This window comes from Mucilaginibacter sabulilitoris (assembly GCF_034262375.1).
GTDB classification, from domain to species: Bacteria; Bacteroidota; Bacteroidia; order Sphingobacteriales; family Sphingobacteriaceae; genus Mucilaginibacter; species Mucilaginibacter sabulilitoris.
The window spans coordinates 1,988,624-2,009,769 of sequence record NZ_CP139558.1 but is presented as its reverse complement, the minus strand read 5'-3'; the positions used below and the strand labels follow the sequence as shown (position 1 = coordinate 2,009,769).

The following is a 21,146-nucleotide window of genomic DNA, read 5'->3' as shown; positions in this document are numbered from 1 at the left end:
ATTTTAAGCTATGAAAAAGATTAAATATTTTATCCTTTTCCCTATGCTTTTGCTTATGGTAGTTTCGGGATGTAAGAATAACCTTAACGAGGTTACCTTCTCGGATCTTTCGGCACAAACATATAAATATAACAATGCTTATGCCGCAATAGGCATAACTTACGCAAACCTGCGCGATTTGTTTTCGCACACTACCTGGTATGCTTTACAAGAGACGAGTTCAGATGAACTGGTAATGCCCGCCAATGGTTCGGGCTGGGAAGATGCCGGTATCTATAAACGGATCCACCTCCATACCTGGAACTCTGAAAATCCTCAAATGAACGGCATGTGGCTAACACTATTTTCGGGAGTAACCAATTCCAACCGGATCATCGATCAACTGGAAAAAGGCGTGATACCCCCGGCTGCCGGAACCACCAAAGAATCATTAGTTGCCGAAATGAAAGTGGTAAGGGCATTCTACTACTGGTTAATATGTGATAATTTCGGGAACGCTCCATTGGTAACAACCACAGCCACAGAGCTTCCTAAAATATCTTCCCGTGCCGATATTTACAATTTTATTGTAAAAGAGGTTACCGACGCCCTACCCAACCTCAGCGAGAACAATGATAAACTTATGTATGGCAGGTTCAACAAGTGGGGGGCCAAAGCGCTTTTAGCTAATATATACCTGAATGCGGAGGTTTATACCGGTCAGGCTAAATGGCAGGAATGTTTGACGCAATGCAATGATATCATCGCATCGGGTAAATACAACCTGGAAGCAAAGTATAAGGACATTTTCAAAACAGATAATGAAAATTCCACAGAAATCATTTTTTCGGTGCCGTTTGATGAAAACCAGGGTCAGGGATTTTTTATTGAAATGTTCTCCTGGCATGGCGCTTTAAAAGATAAGGTAAACATGCAGGCTACTCCGTGGGGCTCGGGGTCGGCACAGGCTATTCCGCAATTTATTGATACCTATAATGCCTCGGATAACCGCCTGGCGGATACCTGGTTAATGGGCCGGCAGTTTAAGTTAGACGGGGTTACACCAATACTTGGGTCTTATGATAAAAACGGCCAGCAGCTAAATTTCGTCAATCGCCTGCCCGATGGGTTATTCACTAGTGAAACCGAAGGGTTTAGAATGAACAAGTTTGAGGTTAAAATAGGCGCGTTAAGCAACCTCAGCAACGATTTTCCATTTTTCAGATATGCCCAGGTGTTACTGATGAAGGCAGAATGCCAATTGAGAACAGGCAACAGTGCCCTCGCCGCTGCGACCGTAACCCAGGTACGAACCCGGGACTTTACCGACCCATCAAAAGCACTTGTAACCGCAGCGCAATTGGAAGGCAACAGTCGTTACAAGTATGGCTTCGTTCAGAATTATAACGTTACAGACCCTGGCAACCAAACACCGGTTAAGTTTGGAGGTATGCTTGACGAGCTGGGTTACGAGTTTCCGTGGGAGGCGCATCGCCGGAGAGACGATATCCGCTTTGGTGTTTTTACAACCAAGAGCTGGCTTTCGCATAAACCTAATGGCGATTACAGGATAATTTTTCCTATCCCTCAACAGGCATTAAATGCTAATCCAAACTTGAAACAGAATACAGGGTATTAATACCATGGTGCTGCCGCGGACGTGGCAGCACCTCTTTTTAATCATTTCAGCCCTTTAAAATAACATTATGACAGGAGAAGTAAAGCAAAAAAAATCAACAGGCAGCTCATATAAAATAGGGCTGTTCAAAGTTGTGGCTGTACTATTCCCTTTTATTATACTGTTACTTTTAGAACTGGCACTTCGCTTATTTGGCTATGGTCATAACCTTAACCTCTTTGTACAGGATGAGCAACATCCTGATTGTTTTGTAGTCAACCCGCATCTTTCTGAAAGATATTTCACCATTACCGAAAACGCCACTATAGGCAATTTTGAGTCATTTAAAAAACAAAAGCCAAAAGGGACAGTACGCCTCTTTGTTCTTGGGGAATCTACAACCATAGGCTTTCCTTACATGCATAACGGCTCATTTCACCGCTGGCTTAAATACCGGTTGCTGCAGCTGTATCCCGAAACTGATTTTGAGGTAATCAATTTGGCTTTCACCGCGGTTAATTCCTATACCGTTCGCGACATTGGACGTGAACTTATACCTTACCAACCAGACGCTGTGCTTATATATTGCGGCCACAATGAGTATTATGGCGCGCTTGGAGCGGCCTCAACCAGCAACCTCGGTCATAATTCTACGATTATCAGGGCATTGATTGCGTTAAAACAATACAGGCTTATTCAATTATTGTTCAATGGTTACCATGCCATCTTTAGCCATAATGGCAATTATTCGGATGTGCATAAAACCTTAATGGAACGAATGGCGGCAGATCAGAATATACCGGTTAATTCAACAGTCTATAAATCCGGCATCAATCAATTTGCTGAAAATATAAATGCCGTATGTCAAACTTTGTCAAACCATAGTATTCCGGCATTATTAAGCACTATCGTTAGTAACGAAAAAGATTTAAAACCTTTTATCAGCGATTCAAAGCAAAGCGCAATGCAAGTATTTCTGCACGCAAATGAGGAGTATGCGTCAGGAAAATTCACACAGGCAAAAGCTTCTTTCATCCAGGCAAAGGAGCTTGACCTGTTGCGCTTTCGGGCCCCGGAAGCTATAAACCGGCAGATCATACAAATTAGTAAGCGCTATCCGCTGGTAACGCTTGTTGACAGCCGCCGGGTTTTTGAACAACATTCACCGCATGGTATCATCGATAAAAACACTATGCTTGAGCATGTGCATCCCAATTTAAATGGGTACGCGTTACTTTCAGAAGCTTTTTTTCAGGCATTAAGTCGCCTCGCATTGTTTAAGCTGCCGGCATCCGGATCAATGACCTTAACTAAGCTAAAAGATCAAATGCCCGTAACATTGGCGGACTCCTGTTTTGGGGCATATTCCATTGCCTTGCTCAGGAAACAATGGCCATTCAATGAAAGCATAGTTTTAGCACGTCCTGTTGGTACTGAAGAAACCGTAGGATATGAAATGGCTGCTAACGGCTTAAAGTGGAACGATGCTATGGACAAATTGATGACCTATTATCAACAGGTTAAGGACAGTACAAAAATGCTAAAAGTAGCCGAAGCTGTTATGTTGGAATACCCTTTAGACCCGACCTTTTACGCCTTTGCCGGAAAATTATGTGAACAAACACATGACCTTGTCCGGGTAAGTAATTATTTAAACCGTGCGTTCCGGATAAGGCCGGGTATGGACTTAGCCCAGGAACTATTCAGCATTGAGCTTAAGCAGAAACACTTGTCGAAAGCCATTTATTACATTGATTATGGACTTACACAGCAACCCAATAACCCCAAATTGCAAAATGTAAAACAAATGCTCCAAAGAATGACCGGCTTGACAACGGAACGCAGAGAACAAAGGAAAAATGCATACACAGAGCTGGCTTCCTATTATGGTTTATTAGGTGCGGCTGAAGTGGCAGGGAAATACAGAAGATTAGCCGAAAATAGTAAATGACAATATGGAACAGCAAAAACAACGCCTGCAGACACAGGTAACCCTTAACAAAAAGTTTTGCAGGGAGATGGCATTAATTTGCCTGGCAGCCGGTATTTATTTACAATGGAAGCATAAAACGGGAGCCCATTACTTTTGGGGGCTTGCTGCAATATTTATATTGATGTACTTACTACGACCTATGTTGGCCAATGGTATACGGTTGCTGTGGGAGTTTATAGGGAAACAAATGAGTAAAGTAAGTTCTGTAGCTGTTTTATGTTTAGCATATTTGCTGGTTATAACGCCAATGGCAATAGTATTTAAACTGATTGGCCGCAATTTGCTGGAGATGAGTTTTGACCCCAAAAAGAAATCGTACTGGAAGGAACCTGCCGTGCACTATTCAATGAAAAATCAATACTGATTATGGAAATAATTATAGAGTTTTTAAGCTTTTTGAAATACCGGCGGAAATACTGGCTCTGGCCATTGTTTTTTATTATGATAAGCCTCGGGTTAATAGTAGTGCTTGCGCACGGCTCGGCTATAGGGCCATTGCTATATTCGCTTTTTTAGCATGTACATACTGGGCATTTCGGCATTTTATCATGACAGCGCCGCGTGTTTGATCATGAACGACCAGATTATTACCGCTGCACAGGAAGAAAGATTCAGCAGGAAAAAAAATGACGCCGGGTTCCCGTCGCAAGCCATAAAATATTGTCTTGATGAGGCCAGCATTTCCCTTGCAGAAGTGGCATATGTAGTTTATTATGAAAAGCCCTTTCTGAAATTTGAGCGTTTACTGGAATCTTACGTAGCCACTGCCCCATATGGCTTGTTGTCATTTTTAAAAGCCATGCCCATTTGGGTTAAAGACAAGCTTTTTCAAAAAAGAACTATTAATGAAAAGCTTATGCAAATCGCTGCAGGCTGGCAAAAAAAAGACCAGCGGCTGCTCTTTGCCGGGCATCACCAGGCCCATGCGGCCTCTGCATTTTTTCCATCACCCTTTTATAAAGCGCTTATTTTATCCATTGATGGCGTTGGGGAATGGACAACCACCTCTGTATGGATTGGAGAAGGGAATAAGCTCACTCAATTAGAAGAGATGCGATTTCCCCACTCGGTCGGGCTGCTCTACTCAGCCTTTACCGCCTATCTGGGTTTTAAAGTTAACAGTGACGAATATAAAGTGATGGGCCTTGCGCCCTATGGCAAAGCTAAATATGCAGACCTAATATTAAAAGAACTCGTTGACTTGAAAGACGATGGTTCTTTCCGGCTTAACATGCGGTATTTTAATTATGTATCGGGCCTTTCCATGTTCAACACACGCTTTGCTAACCTTTTCAAAGCACCAGTCCGCGCCGCTTCGGCCGATATTACCGAATTTCACATGGACATAGCAGCGTCCATTCAACACGTCGCCGGGAAGGTTGTACTTTCTATGATAAACCACTTCGTAAATAAATATCAGATATTCAACCTTTGTCTGGCCGGTGGCGTAGCGCTCAATTGTGTTATTAATGGCAAAATTCTTAAAGAAACGCTTATTCAGAATCTCTGGATACAGCCGGCAGCCGGTGACGCTGGCGGAGCCCTTGGTGCAGCCTATAGTGTCTACCATGAACATTTAAAATACGAAAGAACGGTAGCCGAAACAGATGGCGACAAAATGAAATCAGCATTGCTTGGTCCATGTTTTAGTACCGCGCAAGTGGAGAAAATCATTAGGCAGAATGGCCTCAAATACCAGGTTTATGAACGCAGTGATTTTTTGAACAGGATAGCTAACGATTTGGACAACGGTAAAGTAGTAGGTTGGTTTGACGGCCGGATGGAGTTTGGCCCCCGTGCGCTTGGCTCAAGGAGTATTCTCGGAGATTGCAGGCGACGGGATATGCAGCGTTATATTAACCAAAAAGTTAAGTTTCGCGAATCATTCAGGCCTTTTGCTCCTGTTATACTGGCAGATAAAGTTCACCATTATTATGATTTGAAGCAAAGCAGCCCCTACATGCTGATAGTTGCCGATATATTGGATCAGAAAACATCAGCGGAAATGTATGAGGCTATAGGATTTGAAAAGCTTAAGTACATATGCTCACCTTTTCCGGCAGTTACACATGTTAACGGATCATCGCGGATCCAAACCGTTGCCCCCGATAATCAATCGTTTTACGAGTTGCTTACTACGTTTTACAAAATAACCGGATGCCCGGCTATAGTAAATACTTCCTTTAATATTCGTGACCAGCCTATAGTATGTTCGCCCCAGGATGCTATTGACTGTTTTTTAAAAACAGATATTGACATACTGGCTATAGGAAACTGTATCATAACGAAAACAGAAAATGTAAACTGTCACCGTTAAATCCACTTTATCAGGGGTGTTTTCTGAAAAAATAGAACTGTATTATTTACAGTGAAAAGCTTATATTAGTGCAATCTCCGCCTAATAAACCATTGTTATGAGAATTTTTCGTGAAAACATAATTAGCCCAGACAATCTTGTGGTTGTTAAGGAAGAAAGTTTTAAATACAATGATTTTCCTTTTCATTCCCATCCTGAGTATGAAATTATCCTGATTTTAGAAAGCACCGGACGGCGTATAGTTGGCGATAGCATTACCGAGTTTAGCGCTGTAGATCTCTGCATGTTCGGAAAAAATCTGCCACATACATTTTACACAAAAGGATTGAGCGACAACGAAGCCATTAAACAAGTTGTTATTCAGTTTCATGAAAACTTTTTGGGTCCGGGTTTTTTTGACCGGAAACCTTTTAAAAAAATAAAAGAACTGTTTCAACTATCATCACAAGGGATAATTTTTAGCGGACAGACAAGGATTGATCTCACGAAGAGAATACAGGCCCTTACCGCTAAAGGTTTAACAGAAACGATCATCGATCTGCTGGATATTTTACACCTACTTTCACTTTCCAATGATTATACTTTACTGTCGAGCCCTGCCTTCATCCAAAACCTGAATCATGATGAATCCTCCCGGATGAGTAAGGTTTATGAATATATACTCGAGAATTTTAAAAGGGACCTTACCCTTGATGAGGTTGCTTCCATAGCATATTTATCACCTTCGGCCTTTTGCCGGTACTTCAAAAAATTCACACGAAAAACCTTGTCAGAGTTTATGATCGATTTAAGAATTGGCTATGCGTGCAAGTTACTTCAGGGCAATAACATGGGAATTTCGCAGGTGAGTATCGAGTCGGGTTTCAATAATGTATCTTATTTTAACCGCAAGTTTAAAGTGCTTAAAGGTGTTACACCGATGGAGTATCAAAGGCACTTCGTTACCAGAAAAGCACATTAATTTTTAAACTGGTCAATAACGGTCAATTTTTCATCAATCCAGTTAATACTTCAGGTTCGGGGAAATCCCAATTTTAAATTTATAAACAATTGGCAAAGGAGGTAATTATTCCCCGGCTGCTGTTGTTAAAATTTATATATAAACCTAATTATATCTCGCGGATGAAACACACCAAAGCGATCCTCTTTGATCTTGACGGAACCCTCATTGATTCTGAAATATGTCACTATAAATGCTGGAATTCCTTATTAGCCCTGTTTGGCAAGCATCTGGAATACGATGTTTACATGAAATATTATTCAGGCGTAGCTTTGAAAGTAAATGCTCAAAAGCTTATTGAAAAATACCGGCTGGATATAACGCTTGACGAAATGGCCGAAAAGCGCGAAGCTATGATGCTTGATACTTTTGAGTCGGAAGATATTAAGCAAATGCCTTACGCCGATGAAATAGTTGCACATTTTAACCAATTAAACGTCCCGCTGGTGCTGGTAACTTCCAGTTCAACAGCCGAAGTAGCGGTTATCTTAAAAAAGATCCGGATCAAAAACGTTTTCCGGCATATTATAACCCGCAACGATGTGAGCCATGCCAAACCACATCCGGAGCCTTACACCCGCGCTATACAATTGCTTGGCTACAAACCCCAGGATTGCATTGTTATTGAAGACACTAAAACAGGTATTGATTCGGCAAAGTCGGCAGGTATTACCTGTATAGCTGTGCAGCCGGGTTTTACAAAAGAGTTCCAGTCCACATGCAATGCTGACGCATTGTTTGAACATTTGAAAGATGTGCAGCAGTACATCAGTAAAAACTACGTTTTAGAAAGCGCTTTTTGTTAGAAAACAACCTTTGTTTTCTGTATAAATTATCCATTTTGATGATTAGTAATAAACTTATCAAATCTGTTCAATTTCTGGCTAATCAAGTATTAAGCACAGCCTCTTTAAAATTTGATTTTTGAGAACATTGCTAAACAGGGGCATAAGCCGCCTCTGCAAATAAACCTTAAATACAGTTGTACAAATTGTGACTGTCGTAATAAACTTATTATTTTTTATACATTATGTCAAACGAGAATTTAATTCAGGAAATTCCAGAGAAAGCGGATTTCGCAAGATTTTTAGGAAAGCAAAAAATCGACTTTGTACAAAGAGTCGTTCCGCAGCCGGGCCCGGGTCAGTTGCTATTAAAAAACATGGCCAATTCATTATGCGGTTCAGATTTTCCATTCCTTTATAACGGCAATACGGAAATATCGCCGGGCCATGAAATTGCCGGAATTGTTGTAAAAGCCGGTGAAAATACCTCAACAAGCGCAGGCACCCGTGGTATAGTTTTTTTAATGGGTTATTGCGGCAAATGCAGAAACTGCAAACAAGGGAATACCAACCAATGCCTTGACAAACAAGCTGATTATGGTTTTACTCATGATGGGGGCTACGGTTCATATAGCGTGATCAATGAAAATGTTTTTTTCCCGATACCTGATGATGTATCATATACTCAGGGAACCTTATTGCTTGATATAATGGGCACCGGCGGCCATGCTATAAAAAGGGCACAGCTTGTTCATCAGTCGCCGGTATCCATGATTGTACTTGGGGCCGGTCCCATCGGACTTGGTATCCTGGCAATGGCGAAGATTATGTATGGGAATGATTTCCCGGTTCTGATTTCAGATGTTGTAGACTATCGCCTTGACCTTGCAAAGAAGCTTGGCGGCTTGCCTGTTAATTTAAATAATGGTTCACTTGCCGACAGCGCCGCTAAACATGGTTTTAAAGAAGTAGATATCGCCATCGATTCCAGCGGTAAGGAAGTGGCCCGGCGCTCGGCATTGGATTTACTTGCTCAGCGGGGTACATTAATTTGTGTTGGTCATGGTGAAGGTCTGCAGCTAAAAATATCTCCCGATCTTATTGCAACCGAACGCGCCATTTTGGGCAGCGAATATTTCAGCTATAATGAACTTAAAGGTAACCTGGAACTGTACCTGAAAAACAGGGACTATTTAGATCAGATTATTACCCATACCTATCCCATTTTAGAACTGGAAGAAGCATTCAGGATTTTTGTAGAGCGTAATTCAGGAAAAGTAATAGTTGAATATTAACATAATGAAAACTAAAATAGCATTATTAGGTACGGGCGAATGGTGGGGATGGCACCATGCAAGGATATTAGCAGAACACCCCGATGTTGATTTTTGTGCAATAATGGGCCGCAACCCGGAAAGGACCCAAGCACGGGCAAATGAGTTTAACGTAAGAAGTTATACCGGTATTGATAAAATGCTGGCGAATGAAAAGCCCGATTTAGTTAGCGTGTGCTTAGGTAATAAAGATCATTATGAACCTACTATGGCCCTTATCAAAGCAGGCGTTCCGCTTTTTGTAGAGAAACCGTTGGTTTTTGACATGAAAGAGGCCGACGCGCTGATAGAAGAGGCTGAAAAAAGAAAGTTGTTTTTCGCCCTCAATTTTAACCATCGCTGGGCTTTACCAATTGAAAAGGCTCACCAGGCTATTAAAGAGGGGAAGCTGGGCAATATTGTGTACGCCACCTGGCGCTTTGGCGGCGAAGGCCCCGAATGTCATCAATGGGAAAACCTTATAGAAACACAATGCCATGGTTTTGACATGCTGGAACATCTTTGCGGGCCAATAGATTCTATCGCCATGCATGCCTCAGATGCTGCGAACAAGGGTTTCAGTTCATACGCCATCTCCCTGCATTTCAGCAATGCGGCAGTTGGCGGTATGACCGGCAGTTATGATACCTCATATGCCTATCCTTTAACCCATTTTCTGGAAATAAACGGAACAAAAGCACGTATTACTGTAGAAGATACCGTTAAAAAATATAGCTTTCAGGAAGTGGGTAATGAAACCGCCGAAGTATGGCAGGCGGGATATTTTAATGATAAGGACAGGATGTTCCATTACGCGTTTGACAAGCATTTCAACGATATGCTGAAAGCTTTTCGTGCAGGGCAGGAACCGCCTGTTAACGCCAGAATGGGACGTCGTGCGCTACGACTGGCCAAGGCTGCAATTGAGTCGTTCGAAAAAAATATCATTGTAAAGGTTACACCAGAGTATTGAAGCTTTAATAAACGGATTTCTTTATTTTTAAGCTATGAAAATTTATTGCAAACCCTCGGCTTTTACATTAGCTATCATTTTTATCTCCTGCCTTTTTAACGGGTGCAAAAGAGATCAAACACCTACCATAGCGTTCATTGCGGGCGCTGCAACCGATTTCTGGACATTTGCAGAAGCCGGTTGTAAAAAAGCCGATGCAGAATTGCCCGGCTACAATGTTGTGTTTAAATACACCACCGATGGCGCTACTGAAGAACAGAAAAGGATAGTTGATGATCTTTTGGTAAATGGCATAGCGGGTGTGGTAATTGCTCCGCTTGACCCAATTAACCAGAGCCCTTTTGTAGACCAAACAGCGCAAAAAATACCCGTTATGATTACCGATAGCGATATTCCTAATAGTAAACGGTTGTGTTATATTGGCACAAGCAATATCGGGGCCGGGCATGAGGCAGGTAAATTAATTAAAGAGGCCCTCCCATCCGGTGGTAAAGTTTTATTGTTTGTTGGAAAAGCGGATGCGCAGAACGCTAAAGAAAGAATTCAGGGGATAAAAGAAGAACTTAATGGGAGCAATATTGAGATCACTGGTATTAAAACCGACAACATTGACCGCGTAAGGGCGAAAGCAAACGTAAGCGATGCACTGGTTAGTAACCCCGAAGTAAACTGTTTTGTAGGTCTCTGGAGTTACAACGGCCCTGCCATATTAAACGCGGTTAAAGAATCGGGCAAATTAAAGGATGTCAAGATTGTGTGTTTTGACGAAGAAGAAGAAACATTACAGGGTGTAAAAAACGGACAAATTGTAGGAACAGTTGTGCAGCAACCCTATGAGTTTGGTTATCAATCTATACACCTGATGGCAAAGTATTTGGCGGGCGATAAAAAAAGCTTACCGGCTAACGGGCAGATCATCATTCCTGCTACCATTATCAAACAGGATAAAGTGGGTGCCTATATTGATAAAATGAATGCTTTGCGACAAAAATAAGGCTTATAATGATAACTTGCTATGTCAGAATCAATAACCGGGAGCGCGTTTAAGCCACAGGAAATAATATTAAAGATGAACGGTATTAATAAAACCTTTGGTATTGTGCCTGTATTAAAAAACGTTGAACTTTCGGTATATAAAGGAGAAGTTTTGGCGCTTATGGGCGAAAACGGCGCCGGAAAGTCTACCCTGATGAAAATACTTTGCGGTATCCATCGGGCAACTTTGGGTACAATATCAATTGATGATGAAGTTGTTTCCATTTTTTCCATAGTTGATGCGATGAACCTGGGCTTTGTACTCATTCATCAGGAACTTAACCTGCTTGATAATTTGAATGTTGCAGGCAATCTTTTCCTGGGCAGAGAGCCAATGAACAAGTTCAGGCTTGTAGATAGCCATAAACTTTATCAAGATGCTGAAAAAGCGCTTGATATGGTAGGCCTTGATATTGCCCCAACCACCATGATCAGCGAGCTTTCGCTTGCGCAGCAACAATTGATCGAAATAGCAAAAGCGCTTTCGCAAAAGGCCAAAATCCTTATTATGGATGAGCCTACTTCGAGCCTTACGCTTAAGGAAACAGAAAAACTATTTGAAACCATCCGTGATTTGAAGGCAAAAGGAGTAACCATTATTTATATCTCTCACCGGCTTAATGAAATAATGGAAATTGCTGATAGAGCCGTGGTTTTAAAAGACGGTCAGAACTCGGGTGTTTTGTTTAAAGATGAAATTACACACAATAACCTGGTTAGGCTGATGGTAGGCCGGGACATTGAAAAGCCAAACCGGGCGTACAATAAGAAAGACGATTCATCATTAAAATTTACAGTAACCGCATTGCGAACCGAACGATATCCACAGCATGAGCTTACGTTTGATATTCATCCCGGTGAAATCCTGGGTATATCGGGCCTCATTGGTTCCGGGCGAACTGAATTGGCAGAATCTATATTCGGTATCAGGAAAATCCGGTCAGGGAATTTTTCTTTGGGGCAACAAGCTCTAAAAATAACCAGCGTTGGGGATGCCATTGAAAGCGGTATTTTTTTAATACCCGAAGACCGCAAAAAGCATGGCATATTTACTGATCTCAGTCTGACTGAAAATATTTCTCTCCCCGACCTTAAAAACTATGCTTCTTTTGGATTTATTGACCGGGACAAAGAAAAAAACAGTGCCGAAAAGCAAATGAAAATGCTGAACATAAAAGCAGCCTCGGCCAGTTCAAATTTGTCGAACCTGAGTGGCGGTAATCAGCAAAAAGTGGCCATTGGTAAGTGGCTGAACCGAACTCCGGCACTCATTATTTTTGACGAACCAACCCGGGGCGTGGATGTGGGCGCAAAAAATGAAATATATGAAATTATGAGAAGCCTATCCGCAAACGGCGTAATGATTCTTGTAATTAGCTCAGACCTTGAGGAGATCATCAATATTAGTGACAGATTGCTGGTTATGCATGAAGGGCAAATCACAGGTGAATTATTTCCGCCTGACTTTAACGAAGAAAAGATAATGCTTCATGCAGTGGGGCATGTTCAACAATTAAACAAATGAAAAAAGAGAAAGGAATACTTATTATATTTATCATACTTTGCGTGTTGGTATCTGTAGGAAATCCAAATTTCCTGGGTGCCACAAATCTGCAGAATACCGCGAGGCTCATTGGCATATTTGGAATTTTCAGTATAGGCAGTGGTATAGTTATTATCACAAGGGGAATAGATCTGTCGGTAGGATCGGTGTTCGCCCTGGTAGGCGTATTGTTAAGCATGATGCTGGTGAAAGAAAAAATGCCCTGGCCGTTTGCCCTGCTCATCATTTTGGCATTATCAATTTTTATCGGTTGGTTTCAAGGATCACTGATTGCCAAATCAAAAATACAGCCTTTTGTTGTTACCCTTTGCGGTTTGCTTTTTTACCGTGGAATAGCCAGGTTTATTTCTAACGATGTAACCATGGGGTTTGGTTATGGCGAACAGTTTACCAGTCTGCAGTACTTTGCTACGGGTAATTTACTGGGCATACCACTACCTTTTATCTTACTGGCAGTTATCGGTGTTATTAGCTGGCTTTTCTTACACCGATCGGTATATGGACGTTATATGTTTGCGATAGGCAGGAATGAAGAGGCGGCATTATACTCCGGCGTTAATGTTACCGGTGTAACTATACTTGCATACATGATTAGCGGCCTTCTGGCCGGAATTGCGGGTATACTCCTCGCTTTTTATACCAATGCAATTGCACCGTCGTCGCATGGTAATTTCTATGAACTTTATGGTATTGCCGCAGCTGTTTTAGGAGGTTGTTCCCTGCGTGGCGGCGAGGGTTCTGTAATAGGGGTTATTATAGGCGCAGCTATGCTGCAGGTTATTCAAAATCTGGTAAACCTTTTAGGCATTCCGAGCTCACTGAACTTTGCAGTAATGGGATTTGTTATATTGACGGGCGTATTTGCCGACAAATATCTGATAAACAGAATAAAAAAACCGAAGAGCCAGCTGGCTGTACCAGATAGCACAGTTTACCCTACGTTTGAATCAAAGAAGGCTTAGTTTAAAAATCACCTATTTTCATATTGAAAGTGGTAACTGTCCTATAGATAACGAGTTAATTGGAACCGATGGATAGCTAATAACTTATTTTTATATCAGTCGCTGATTAGCTATGCCAAGGTTCAGGCTGGCGAAAAAGTGCTTATCACCGCCACGGCCGGGGGCGTTGGCCATTACGCGGTCCAGATCGCCAGACACTTCGGAGCCTATGTCATCGGCATGGCATCTGCGGCAAATAAAAGACTTTGTACTAGGATTGGGAGCGAATGAATTTATTGACTACGAAAATCAGATCTTTGAAGACCTTGTTTCCGATGCAGATGTTGTGATAGATGCCCTACGTGACCCTGCCCACCTTGAACGCTCTATTAAACTTTTAAAAAATGGAGGACGGCTGATCAGTCTGATCACGTCTTTTGACAATGCTGATATTATCAAAAAAGCGTCGGCTAAAAACTTCACACGATTCGCTTGTGGGTAGCATCAAACGGCGAGGATATGACCGAACTTGCCAAATTGTTGGAACAAGGTGTTGTTAAGACGCATATCTCCCATACGTTGCATTTAAAGAAATAGATAAAGCTCATTTACAGGTAGAGTCGGGCCAAAAAACTAATAGATATAACTTTTATTTATATGGTTTTATAAAATGTAAAATCATATTCATAGAAAAATTCAAATATTTAACAACTATATGAAAAAATCTATCTAGATAATGGATATGGGTGCCTTCGGTATCATAACTACAGAGTTCGGCGTAATCGGTAAGCCAACTATTGTTTAAAAGTGAAGGGCGTGTTAAGACAATACTTTTTACTTAAAAGTTATTATATCTCACAATTCAGTATATTTGTAATATAAAACATAGCGTTTTGGCTTCTTTTTTATTGAGAGACCTATTCAGAGACCTATAAAATATCATTAGTGTAAAACACTATATATCAAACTGTTTCGAGTTTAAAAACTCCCTCCGGCTCCACGAGATAAAACCGAACCTAAAACAGTTCGGTTTTTTTATGCTTAACAATATTGTTTAAATTATTGACAATCAGTTGATTAAAACCATTTATTTGTTTATTTTATGGACTTTAGCTTCGAATCCCCATACCTCATAGATTTAAATAGCACACTAAATTAAGTATCTGAAAATCAATATTTTAATAAGAATTCTAAATTTATTAACCCTGCTTATCAATCTAATTTTGTGGCGGAATAGTGGCAGTTTTTATAACACAAAGACTGCCACTATTCCTCTTATTAAATGATCTGTCTCTAAAAATTTTAGCAATTAATACTTGTTTTTAATTATTAAATAAATCTACATCTGCGATAAGGGACAGAAAACATCCCTTATATCAAACAAAAACTTAGATGGCAGGACAATATGGTTACTTTAGATAATCCGCGTTAACTTGCCCCCTCTTGCTAAAATTGTATTGACCACTTTGGGTTCTGATTATCAATTAAAAACAAAAGATTCTAAAATTGGCGATCAGGGGTCAATGGTTTTGGTTGATCTACACAAGACTCCCCCACGCAATTTTTGAAATTATTTTCAACAATACGATATTGTTATTCGGATCGTAATGATTTTACAGGATTTGCTATCGCCGCTTTTATAGCCTGGAAACTTATTGTAGCCATTGCTATTGTAACCGCTGCCATTGCTGATAAAATAAATATCCACCAACTGATATCGATCCTATAGGCAAAGCTTTGCAGCCATTTATTCATCACCAACCATGCAATTGGAAAAGCGATTGCGGATGCGACCATTATAAGCTTCAGGAAATCTTTTGACAACATCATTACAATAGTACTGATACTTGCTCCTAGCACTTTACGAATACCTATCTCTTTAATACGTTGTGTTGCCGTATAGGTGGTAAGGCCGAACAACCCCAATGCAGCAATCGCTATAGCCAAAAGGGAGATAACAAAAAATATGGTTTGCCTTATTTTATCATTATGGTAAAGAAGGTCCCATTGCTGGTCGAGAAAATGATATTCAAACAGGTGCCCCTGATCTATGTGATGTATTATTGCATCTAATTGTTTTACTGTGCCATCAATATTCCCACCGGCAAGCTTGACGGTAAAATAATCTATACTCTGAATTGGATTATTTTGAAAACCGAGCACCATTGGAGCAAGCGGCTCATGTAATGACTGAAAATTAAAATCCTTAACAATGCCTATAACTGTAACAACGTAAGGCTTATCAAGCTTATCAAAATCACCGCCATTACTCACCAATGGGATCTTTATCGTTTGTCCTGTAACATTGATTATTCCAAGCTCTTTTGCAGCCGTTTCATTAATAAGCACTGCGGAAGAATCCACCTTACCTCGTGCGAAGAAATTTCTTCCTTTTAATAATTTGATATTGTAAGTCGGGAGGAACTGATTATCAATTCCCAAAAAATACATATCATTTTCAGAAGCTGCATTATTTATTTTATCACTAACTTTTATCGAAGGAATATTTTTCCACTCACCCGGGACTCTTGAAGTTACAGTAACCGATTTAACCTGTGCCAACTTTTCAAACTCATTTTTTATTGTTTCGGCAGCGCCACGCACTTTTCCGCTGTTTATATCGATCACCACTAACCTGTCTTTATCAAAACCCATGTCCTTTTTATTTACGTATTGCATTTGCCGGTAAATAATTATGGTAGCTGCAATAAAAATAATCGAAACAGTGAACTGAAAAACGACAAGTACGCGGCGCAACGAAATATGGCTACGATTTAATTGTACTTTGCTTTTTAATAACGATAACGGGTTAAGGCCAGACTGGAACAAAGCCGGATAAAGGCCCGCTACCAGGGTAACAACAATAATAATGCCTGCAACACCTAACCAGATGCGATAATCAGTATGCAGATTGATACTCAAATCTTTTTCAGTAAATAAATTAAACGCAGGTAATACAAGATTGACGAGCGCGACAGCAAGAATCACAGAAAGAACAGTTGCAAGCAATGTTTCTATAAGAAATTGTTTTGAAAGCCCCCATCTTGAGGCACCTGCAATTTTGCGTATAGCAATTTCTTTCCCTCTGCTGGTGAATCTTGCGGTAGAAAGGTTCATATAATTGATGCATGCGATAAGAATTATAAAACATGCAACGATGAGAAACACATATATATAAGATATATTTCCTTTTTTTACCGTATAACCTTCAATATCGGTGGAATAAAAGTGAACATCCTTTAATGCCTGTAATTGTATATTGCTTTTGAAGTCAGGAGAACTTTTATGGTTTGCTGCGATAAGGCGATCGAGTTTTGTATTTAACGCGGCTATTTCGGCATTATCGTTAAGAAGGAAATAAGTTGAAAAAGTACCGGATATCCAGTCATCGGCAACAAATTTTTTCGTGCGCTCATTTTTCAGGATAGAAGCTTCTGACACCATCAGGTTAAAGGAGATACTTGAATTGGCGGAAAAGTTTTTTAAAACACCTGTCACTTTAAAAGGCACAGAATCTCTGTCGGCTATCAACAATGATCTGCCGACTACATTTGATGTGCCAAAATATTTTTTTGCCGATTCTTCTGTAATAATGACGGAATTGGGTGCTGTTAAAGCACTGTTGGGATCGCCATACAATAAATGAAAACTAAAGACGGTAAAAAAACCGGGATTGCCTATAATAAAATCTTCATAAAACACATTTGCTTGGTTATCTGCGGGTGTTACATTGGCGCGGCCCCACATGGCAAGGCGTGCTTTATCTTTAACTTCAGGAAGATCAGTTTTTGCCCGTTCCGACACCTGAAAACCGGCACCGGTTGCTCTTTCCGTTTTACCGCCCGGAAAAGTTTTACGTTCAACTATACGATAGATATTATCCGTATTTTTATGAAAGTGGTCGAAAGTTAGCTCATCAAAAACATAAAGTGCAATCAGCAGGAAACTTGACAAACCAATAGTCAGTCCGATTATATTGATGAAAGAAAAAATTCTGTTGCTCAATAAATTTCTCCATGCAGTTTTGAAATAATTTTTAAGCATAATTATAAGTATTATATTGTACGTATTACATATAAGATATAATAGCCTTGAAAACTAAATTGATAGCGTAAAATACATGCCAAATATTTAAATTATTGATTTTTAACAAATTACATAAAAACCAACCTTTATACTGTATCGAAACCGAACGTGCACAGCTTTATTTTGTATCAAAACCGGATAGATTTGACCCGTCCGGAATTGACTATTTTCCCTACGGTTGAGCAATTTTAGGTGGAGATTATGATGAATGAGACCACACCATTTCGGCGCAAGTCCAGGCGGTGAAAGCGGCATGGACTAACCCGGTGAAAAGTTTGAGGAGTGAATTATTAATTTGAGAGATTAGTAGTTCGAGATGAGCTTGAACAACTAATCTTTAACTACAAATTCAAACACCCGCTGTCCGTTTCTGTTGCAGTAAACATTTAATCCTCCTATAGCCAGCCCGATATTATGCCCGCAGACGATACTTCGATATGCAGGCACCTGATTTTTATTTATAGGACCATAATCCTTTAACTTAAAGAAACACCGGTAATCAATTTGATCGCAGGTGTTTTTTGTATGTATTGATTCCATTTTAGTAGGCACTGAATTACTCACCTTTTTGTAGTGAATCGATGTATACGATAGCGTATTAAGCACAAAAAAATACAACAATTTGAATTGCAATGATTTAGCTCCTTTTGCTGTTGATTTTGTATCCTTTCGTAAATATTGAAAGCGGGTATGCAGGTACGCGTGCCCGAAAATTATCTGGATAAAGGACGGAACTTTAAATAGCGATTTGGCCATCGCCAGGTTTTCGGTCAAGGTAAATTGATAGTTTTATTTCTGTATGGTCCAAGCTCACCCGTCTGCATATCCGGCCATCATACATGTGTAGTACTGCCAATAAATTAATCGGCTTTAGTACCACTGCTTACAATTCTTAGTGGGCTCAGACGTAATAGAAAGTAAATTACCGCCGAACAAGGCGTTATTCACTTCTTAAACTCTTTACCGGGTTAGCGGTAGCGGCTTTTATGGCCTGAAAGCTCACGGTTGCCAGCGTTATTAAAACAATTGAGGAACATGTGATCAAAAATACAGCGGGCCCAATGCTAATCCGGTAGGCAAAGCCTTGCAACCATTGGTTCATGATCAACCATGCTATCGGGAATGCTATAAGGATGGCTATCAGTACAAGCTTCAGGAAATCTTTAGTCAACATGATCGTGATATTGTTGACTGACGCGCCAATTACTTTACGAATGCCTATTTCCTTTCGTCGTTTTTGTGCAGTAAAGGCAACCAGACCAAAAAGCCCCAGGCACGAAATGAGTATAGCCAGGGCGGAAAAATATTTGGCTAAAACAGCTACCCGAACCTCAGTTTCATATTGTTTTTGATAAGCCTGATCTAAAAAATTATAGGCAAAAGGGAACCCTGGGTTATACGCCTCATAAAGGTGCTGTATTTGTGAAATAATTTCTTTTTGATGTTCACCTTTGATTTTGATCATCATTTTATAATATGGACTTGTGCCGTTTGCGAACACAATGAAAGATGGTTTTACGGTTTCATGTAATGATTCAAAGTGAAAATCCTTAACTACACCAATTATTTGAAGCTTATTGTCGCCAAAATTCACGTTTTTTCCTACCGGATTTTTTAGATGCATGACTTTAACCGCTGTTTCATTCAATATTGCTTTTCCACCCTCTGCTCCAAAATCCGATGAAAAAGATCTGCCGGCGGCCATACGCATTCCCATGGTTTCAATAAAGTTGAACCCGCCAAAAAAACCTTCAAAGTAAACAGATTCTCTGCTGTTTTTGCCGTCCCAGCTGATGTTGTTTGTGCCAAAAGTACGCCCTACCATATTATGCTGGGTAAAGCTGGCGTTTATCACTCCTGGTACCTTTCTCAATTCGGCAGCAAACGTTTCTTCGTTACCGGCAAGTTTGCCTTCTGAATTAAACCAGATCACATTATCTTTATTATAACCAGGCATAGTACTTTGTATAAATTGTACTTGTTTATATACTACTAATACGGAAACAATAAGTATGACCGAGAGACCAAATTGAAATACCACAAGGCCCTTACGAGCGACCAGCTCTCCGAATGATGAATCCAACCTCCCTTTTAAAATAGCCAGCGGATTAAATTTCGACAGGTACAGCGCCGGGTAGCTCCCGGAAACCAGCCCTGTAAAGAGGGTGATGCCTGCCAGCGTCAGGATGAGTGGTGCGTCGAAAGTCAGCTCAATATCCTTACCCGTCAATTGATTAAACTGTGGTAACAGCAGCCATGCAATTGCTATAGCAAATAACATGGTGGTTGTCGCCATGAGTAATGACTCTGTGAGGAACTGCAACACCAATTGGCTGCGAGCGGCGCCAACTACTTTTTTGATCCCCACTTCTTTCATCCTGCCGGATGCCTTTGCCGTTGACAGGTTCATGAAGTTAATACATGCTATCAGCAATATAAAAATAGCAATGAGCGAAAACAATTTTACATATTCAAGCCGCCCGCCCACTCGTGAACCATGATTGAATGTATTTTTCAGGTAATTATCAGAAAAACGCATGGCATAAGCACTGCGGGTAGTATCACCGCTGTTGGCCCTAATGATATTGGCGATTTTCTTATTTACAAGATCAGCATCCGCTTCCTTTTTAAGCTTAACAAAAGTATGTGGACCGGTATTGCCCCAGGTTTTAACCCAGCCTTGCACATCTGCTAGATATTCAAACGATAATACAAAATCAAACTGTTGCGAAGAATGGGATGGCGTCTTTTCAAAAACACCGGAAACAAAAAAATCCTTATCATGCTGAAACCGGATGTCTTTGCCTATAACATGGTTTGCTGTGCCAAATAATTTTCGGGCAAGCTCATCAGAAATAACAATAGAATTTTTGTCATTAAGCACTCTTCCTTTTTCACCATCTATCAGCTTAAATGAAAAAATATTAAAATAGTCTTTACCCGCATATTGCCCTGTAGCCTTAAAGTTTCTATTGCCGGCAGAGAGCGTAAATTTTTGCCACCAATCTGCCGGGGCAACAGCTGCTGCATACTCAATATCGGGTACCTGCACTTTTAACACATCCCCCATCAGTCCTGACGATTCATCAGATAAAGTTATTGTTCCCCCTGTTTTACGGTGTTCCATAACCTGATATATCCGGCTATCGTCCTCGAAAACCTTATCGTAGCTTAACTCATCATGTACCCATAAATAAATCATTAAGGTACAAGCTAAACCCGCAGAGAGGCCAAGCACATTCAATAGCGTAAATTGCTTATCTTTCTTTAAGTTACGAAAGGCAATTTTTAGGTAATTCTTGATCATAACCAGTGTTATAAGTGATTACAAGGGCATTAATTACCAATATTACTAAATATTATGCCCAATTTATAAATCATTGAATATTAGTTTCTTAAATAAAATTCAATCCTCGCATTGCATCAAAATCGAACAGCTATCGTCCGTTTTTAGCCGATGTTTGACCCTAGAGTTGTTTTTAAGACTCTATGTACGTGCTGCATAAGGGCCATATGCTCCGTTTCTATATGCAGTTCAATGA

Annotated in this window: 16 protein-coding genes; 13 read left to right on the top strand and 3 right to left on the bottom strand. The window is 40.4% G+C overall.

The window, feature by feature from the left end; translation table 11 throughout:
* Positions 1 to 10 precede the first annotated feature (10 nt).
* The 13 genes from SNE25_RS08550 to SNE25_RS08490 all read left to right on the top strand — a co-directional run bounded on the left by SNE25_RS08550 (position 11) and on the right by SNE25_RS08490 (position 14,020).
* Entirely contained in the window at positions 11 to 1,618 is a 1,608-nt protein-coding gene (locus SNE25_RS08550) for a RagB/SusD family nutrient uptake outer membrane protein (protein ID WP_321564679.1), read from the top strand.
* A 67-nt stretch (positions 1,619 to 1,685) separates the two neighbouring features.
* The gene (locus SNE25_RS08545) at positions 1,686 to 3,548 is read left to right on the top strand and encodes a hypothetical protein (RefSeq protein ID WP_321564678.1); all 1,863 of its coding nucleotides are present in this window, start codon (positions 1,686 to 1,688) and stop codon (positions 3,546 to 3,548) included.
* Between the two features lie 4 nt (positions 3,549 to 3,552).
* Complete coding sequence (locus SNE25_RS08540; RefSeq protein WP_321564677.1) at positions 3,553 to 3,954, top strand: hypothetical protein; 402 nt, start codon at positions 3,553 to 3,555, stop codon at positions 3,952 to 3,954.
* A 2-nt stretch (positions 3,955 to 3,956) separates the two neighbouring features.
* Positions 3,957 to 4,106 carry a DUF5989 family protein gene (locus SNE25_RS08535; RefSeq protein WP_321564676.1) on the top strand — a complete coding sequence of 50 codons (150 nt, stop codon included), beginning with the start codon at positions 3,957 to 3,959 and terminating at the stop codon, positions 4,104 to 4,106.
* A gap of 1 nt (position 4,107) precedes the next feature.
* Complete coding sequence (locus SNE25_RS08530; protein ID WP_321564675.1) at positions 4,108 to 5,907, top strand: carbamoyltransferase family protein; 1,800 nt, start codon at positions 4,108 to 4,110, stop codon at positions 5,905 to 5,907.
* 97 nt (positions 5,908 to 6,004) lie between these two features.
* The gene (locus SNE25_RS08525) at positions 6,005 to 6,868 is read left to right on the top strand and encodes an AraC family transcriptional regulator (RefSeq protein WP_321564674.1); all 864 of its coding nucleotides are present in this window, start codon (positions 6,005 to 6,007) and stop codon (positions 6,866 to 6,868) included.
* A 161-nt stretch (positions 6,869 to 7,029) separates the two neighbouring features.
* The gene (locus SNE25_RS08520) at positions 7,030 to 7,713 is read left to right on the top strand and encodes an HAD family hydrolase (protein ID WP_321564673.1); all 684 of its coding nucleotides are present in this window, start codon (positions 7,030 to 7,032) and stop codon (positions 7,711 to 7,713) included.
* A gap of 224 nt (positions 7,714 to 7,937) precedes the next feature.
* Complete coding sequence (locus SNE25_RS08515; protein WP_321564672.1) at positions 7,938 to 8,987, top strand: alcohol dehydrogenase catalytic domain-containing protein; 1,050 nt, start codon at positions 7,938 to 7,940, stop codon at positions 8,985 to 8,987.
* Positions 8,988 to 8,991: 4 nt separating this feature from the next.
* Positions 8,992 to 9,978 carry a Gfo/Idh/MocA family protein gene (locus SNE25_RS08510; protein ID WP_321564671.1) on the top strand — a complete coding sequence of 329 codons (987 nt, stop codon included), beginning with the start codon at positions 8,992 to 8,994 and terminating at the stop codon, positions 9,976 to 9,978.
* A 34-nt stretch (positions 9,979 to 10,012) separates the two neighbouring features.
* The gene (locus tag SNE25_RS08505; RefSeq protein ID WP_321564670.1) at positions 10,013 to 10,972 is read left to right on the top strand and encodes a sugar-binding protein; all 960 of its coding nucleotides are present in this window, start codon (positions 10,013 to 10,015) and stop codon (positions 10,970 to 10,972) included.
* Between the two features lie 21 nt (positions 10,973 to 10,993).
* Positions 10,994 to 12,538 (top strand): sugar ABC transporter ATP-binding protein, encoded by a 1,545-nt coding sequence (locus SNE25_RS08500; protein WP_321564669.1) that lies wholly within the window; start codon positions 10,994 to 10,996, stop codon positions 12,536 to 12,538.
* Entirely contained in the window at positions 12,535 to 13,539 is a 1,005-nt protein-coding gene (locus SNE25_RS08495) for an ABC transporter permease (RefSeq protein WP_321564668.1), read from the top strand. The genes SNE25_RS08500 and SNE25_RS08495 overlap by 4 nt, the downstream gene beginning before the upstream one ends.
* Before the next feature lie 112 nt (positions 13,540 to 13,651).
* A complete protein-coding gene (locus SNE25_RS08490) occupies positions 13,652 to 14,020 on the top strand; it encodes a zinc-binding dehydrogenase (protein ID WP_321564667.1) in 369 nt (122 codons plus the stop codon).
* Between the two features lie 1,091 nt (positions 14,021 to 15,111).
* Here SNE25_RS08490 and SNE25_RS08485 read toward each other — a convergent pair.
* The 3 genes from SNE25_RS08485 to SNE25_RS08475 form a co-directional block, all read right to left on the bottom strand.
* Positions 15,112 to 17,562, bottom strand: a complete 2,451-nt coding sequence (locus SNE25_RS08485) for an ABC transporter permease (protein ID WP_321564666.1) — start codon at positions 17,560 to 17,562, stop codon at positions 15,112 to 15,114.
* A gap of 372 nt (positions 17,563 to 17,934) precedes the next feature.
* Positions 17,935 to 18,378 carry a hypothetical protein gene (locus tag SNE25_RS08480; protein WP_321564665.1) on the bottom strand — a complete coding sequence of 148 codons (444 nt, stop codon included), beginning with the start codon at positions 18,376 to 18,378 and terminating at the stop codon, positions 17,935 to 17,937.
* Positions 18,379 to 18,544: 166 nt separating this feature from the next.
* Positions 18,545 to 20,911 carry an ABC transporter permease gene (locus tag SNE25_RS08475; RefSeq protein WP_321564664.1) on the bottom strand — a complete coding sequence of 789 codons (2,367 nt, stop codon included), beginning with the start codon at positions 20,909 to 20,911 and terminating at the stop codon, positions 18,545 to 18,547.
* Positions 20,912 to 21,146 lie beyond the last annotated feature (235 nt).

What these genes read in the sequence shown, in the direction of transcription:
- SNE25_RS08550 (WP_321564679.1), top strand. Translation starts at nt 11, where the DNA reads ATGAAAAAGATTAAATATTTTATCCTTTTCCCTATGCTTTTGCTTATG.
- SNE25_RS08545 (WP_321564678.1), top strand. Translation starts at nt 1,686, where the DNA reads ATGACAGGAGAAGTAAAGCAAAAAAAATCAACAGGCAGCTCATATAAA.
- SNE25_RS08540 (WP_321564677.1), top strand. Translation starts at nt 3,553, where the DNA reads ATGGAACAGCAAAAACAACGCCTGCAGACACAGGTAACCCTTAACAAA.
- SNE25_RS08535 (WP_321564676.1), top strand. Translation starts at nt 3,957, where the DNA reads ATGGAAATAATTATAGAGTTTTTAAGCTTTTTGAAATACCGGCGGAAA.
- SNE25_RS08530 (WP_321564675.1), top strand. Translation starts at nt 4,108, where the DNA reads ATGTACATACTGGGCATTTCGGCATTTTATCATGACAGCGCCGCGTGT.
- SNE25_RS08525 (WP_321564674.1), top strand. Translation starts at nt 6,005, where the DNA reads ATGAGAATTTTTCGTGAAAACATAATTAGCCCAGACAATCTTGTGGTT.
- SNE25_RS08520 (WP_321564673.1), top strand. Translation starts at nt 7,030, where the DNA reads ATGAAACACACCAAAGCGATCCTCTTTGATCTTGACGGAACCCTCATT.
- SNE25_RS08515 (WP_321564672.1), top strand. Translation starts at nt 7,938, where the DNA reads ATGTCAAACGAGAATTTAATTCAGGAAATTCCAGAGAAAGCGGATTTC.
- SNE25_RS08510 (WP_321564671.1), top strand. Translation starts at nt 8,992, where the DNA reads ATGAAAACTAAAATAGCATTATTAGGTACGGGCGAATGGTGGGGATGG.
- SNE25_RS08505 (WP_321564670.1), top strand. Translation starts at nt 10,013, where the DNA reads ATGAAAATTTATTGCAAACCCTCGGCTTTTACATTAGCTATCATTTTT.
- SNE25_RS08500 (WP_321564669.1), top strand. Translation starts at nt 10,994, where the DNA reads ATGTCAGAATCAATAACCGGGAGCGCGTTTAAGCCACAGGAAATAATA.
- SNE25_RS08495 (WP_321564668.1), top strand. Translation starts at nt 12,535, where the DNA reads ATGAAAAAAGAGAAAGGAATACTTATTATATTTATCATACTTTGCGTG.
- SNE25_RS08490 (WP_321564667.1), top strand. Translation starts at nt 13,652, where the DNA reads ATGCCAAGGTTCAGGCTGGCGAAAAAGTGCTTATCACCGCCACGGCCG.
- SNE25_RS08485 (WP_321564666.1), bottom strand. Translation starts at nt 17,562, where the DNA reads ATGCTTAAAAATTATTTCAAAACTGCATGGAGAAATTTATTGAGCAAC.
- SNE25_RS08475 (WP_321564664.1), bottom strand. Translation starts at nt 20,911, where the DNA reads ATGATCAAGAATTACCTAAAAATTGCCTTTCGTAACTTAAAGAAAGAT.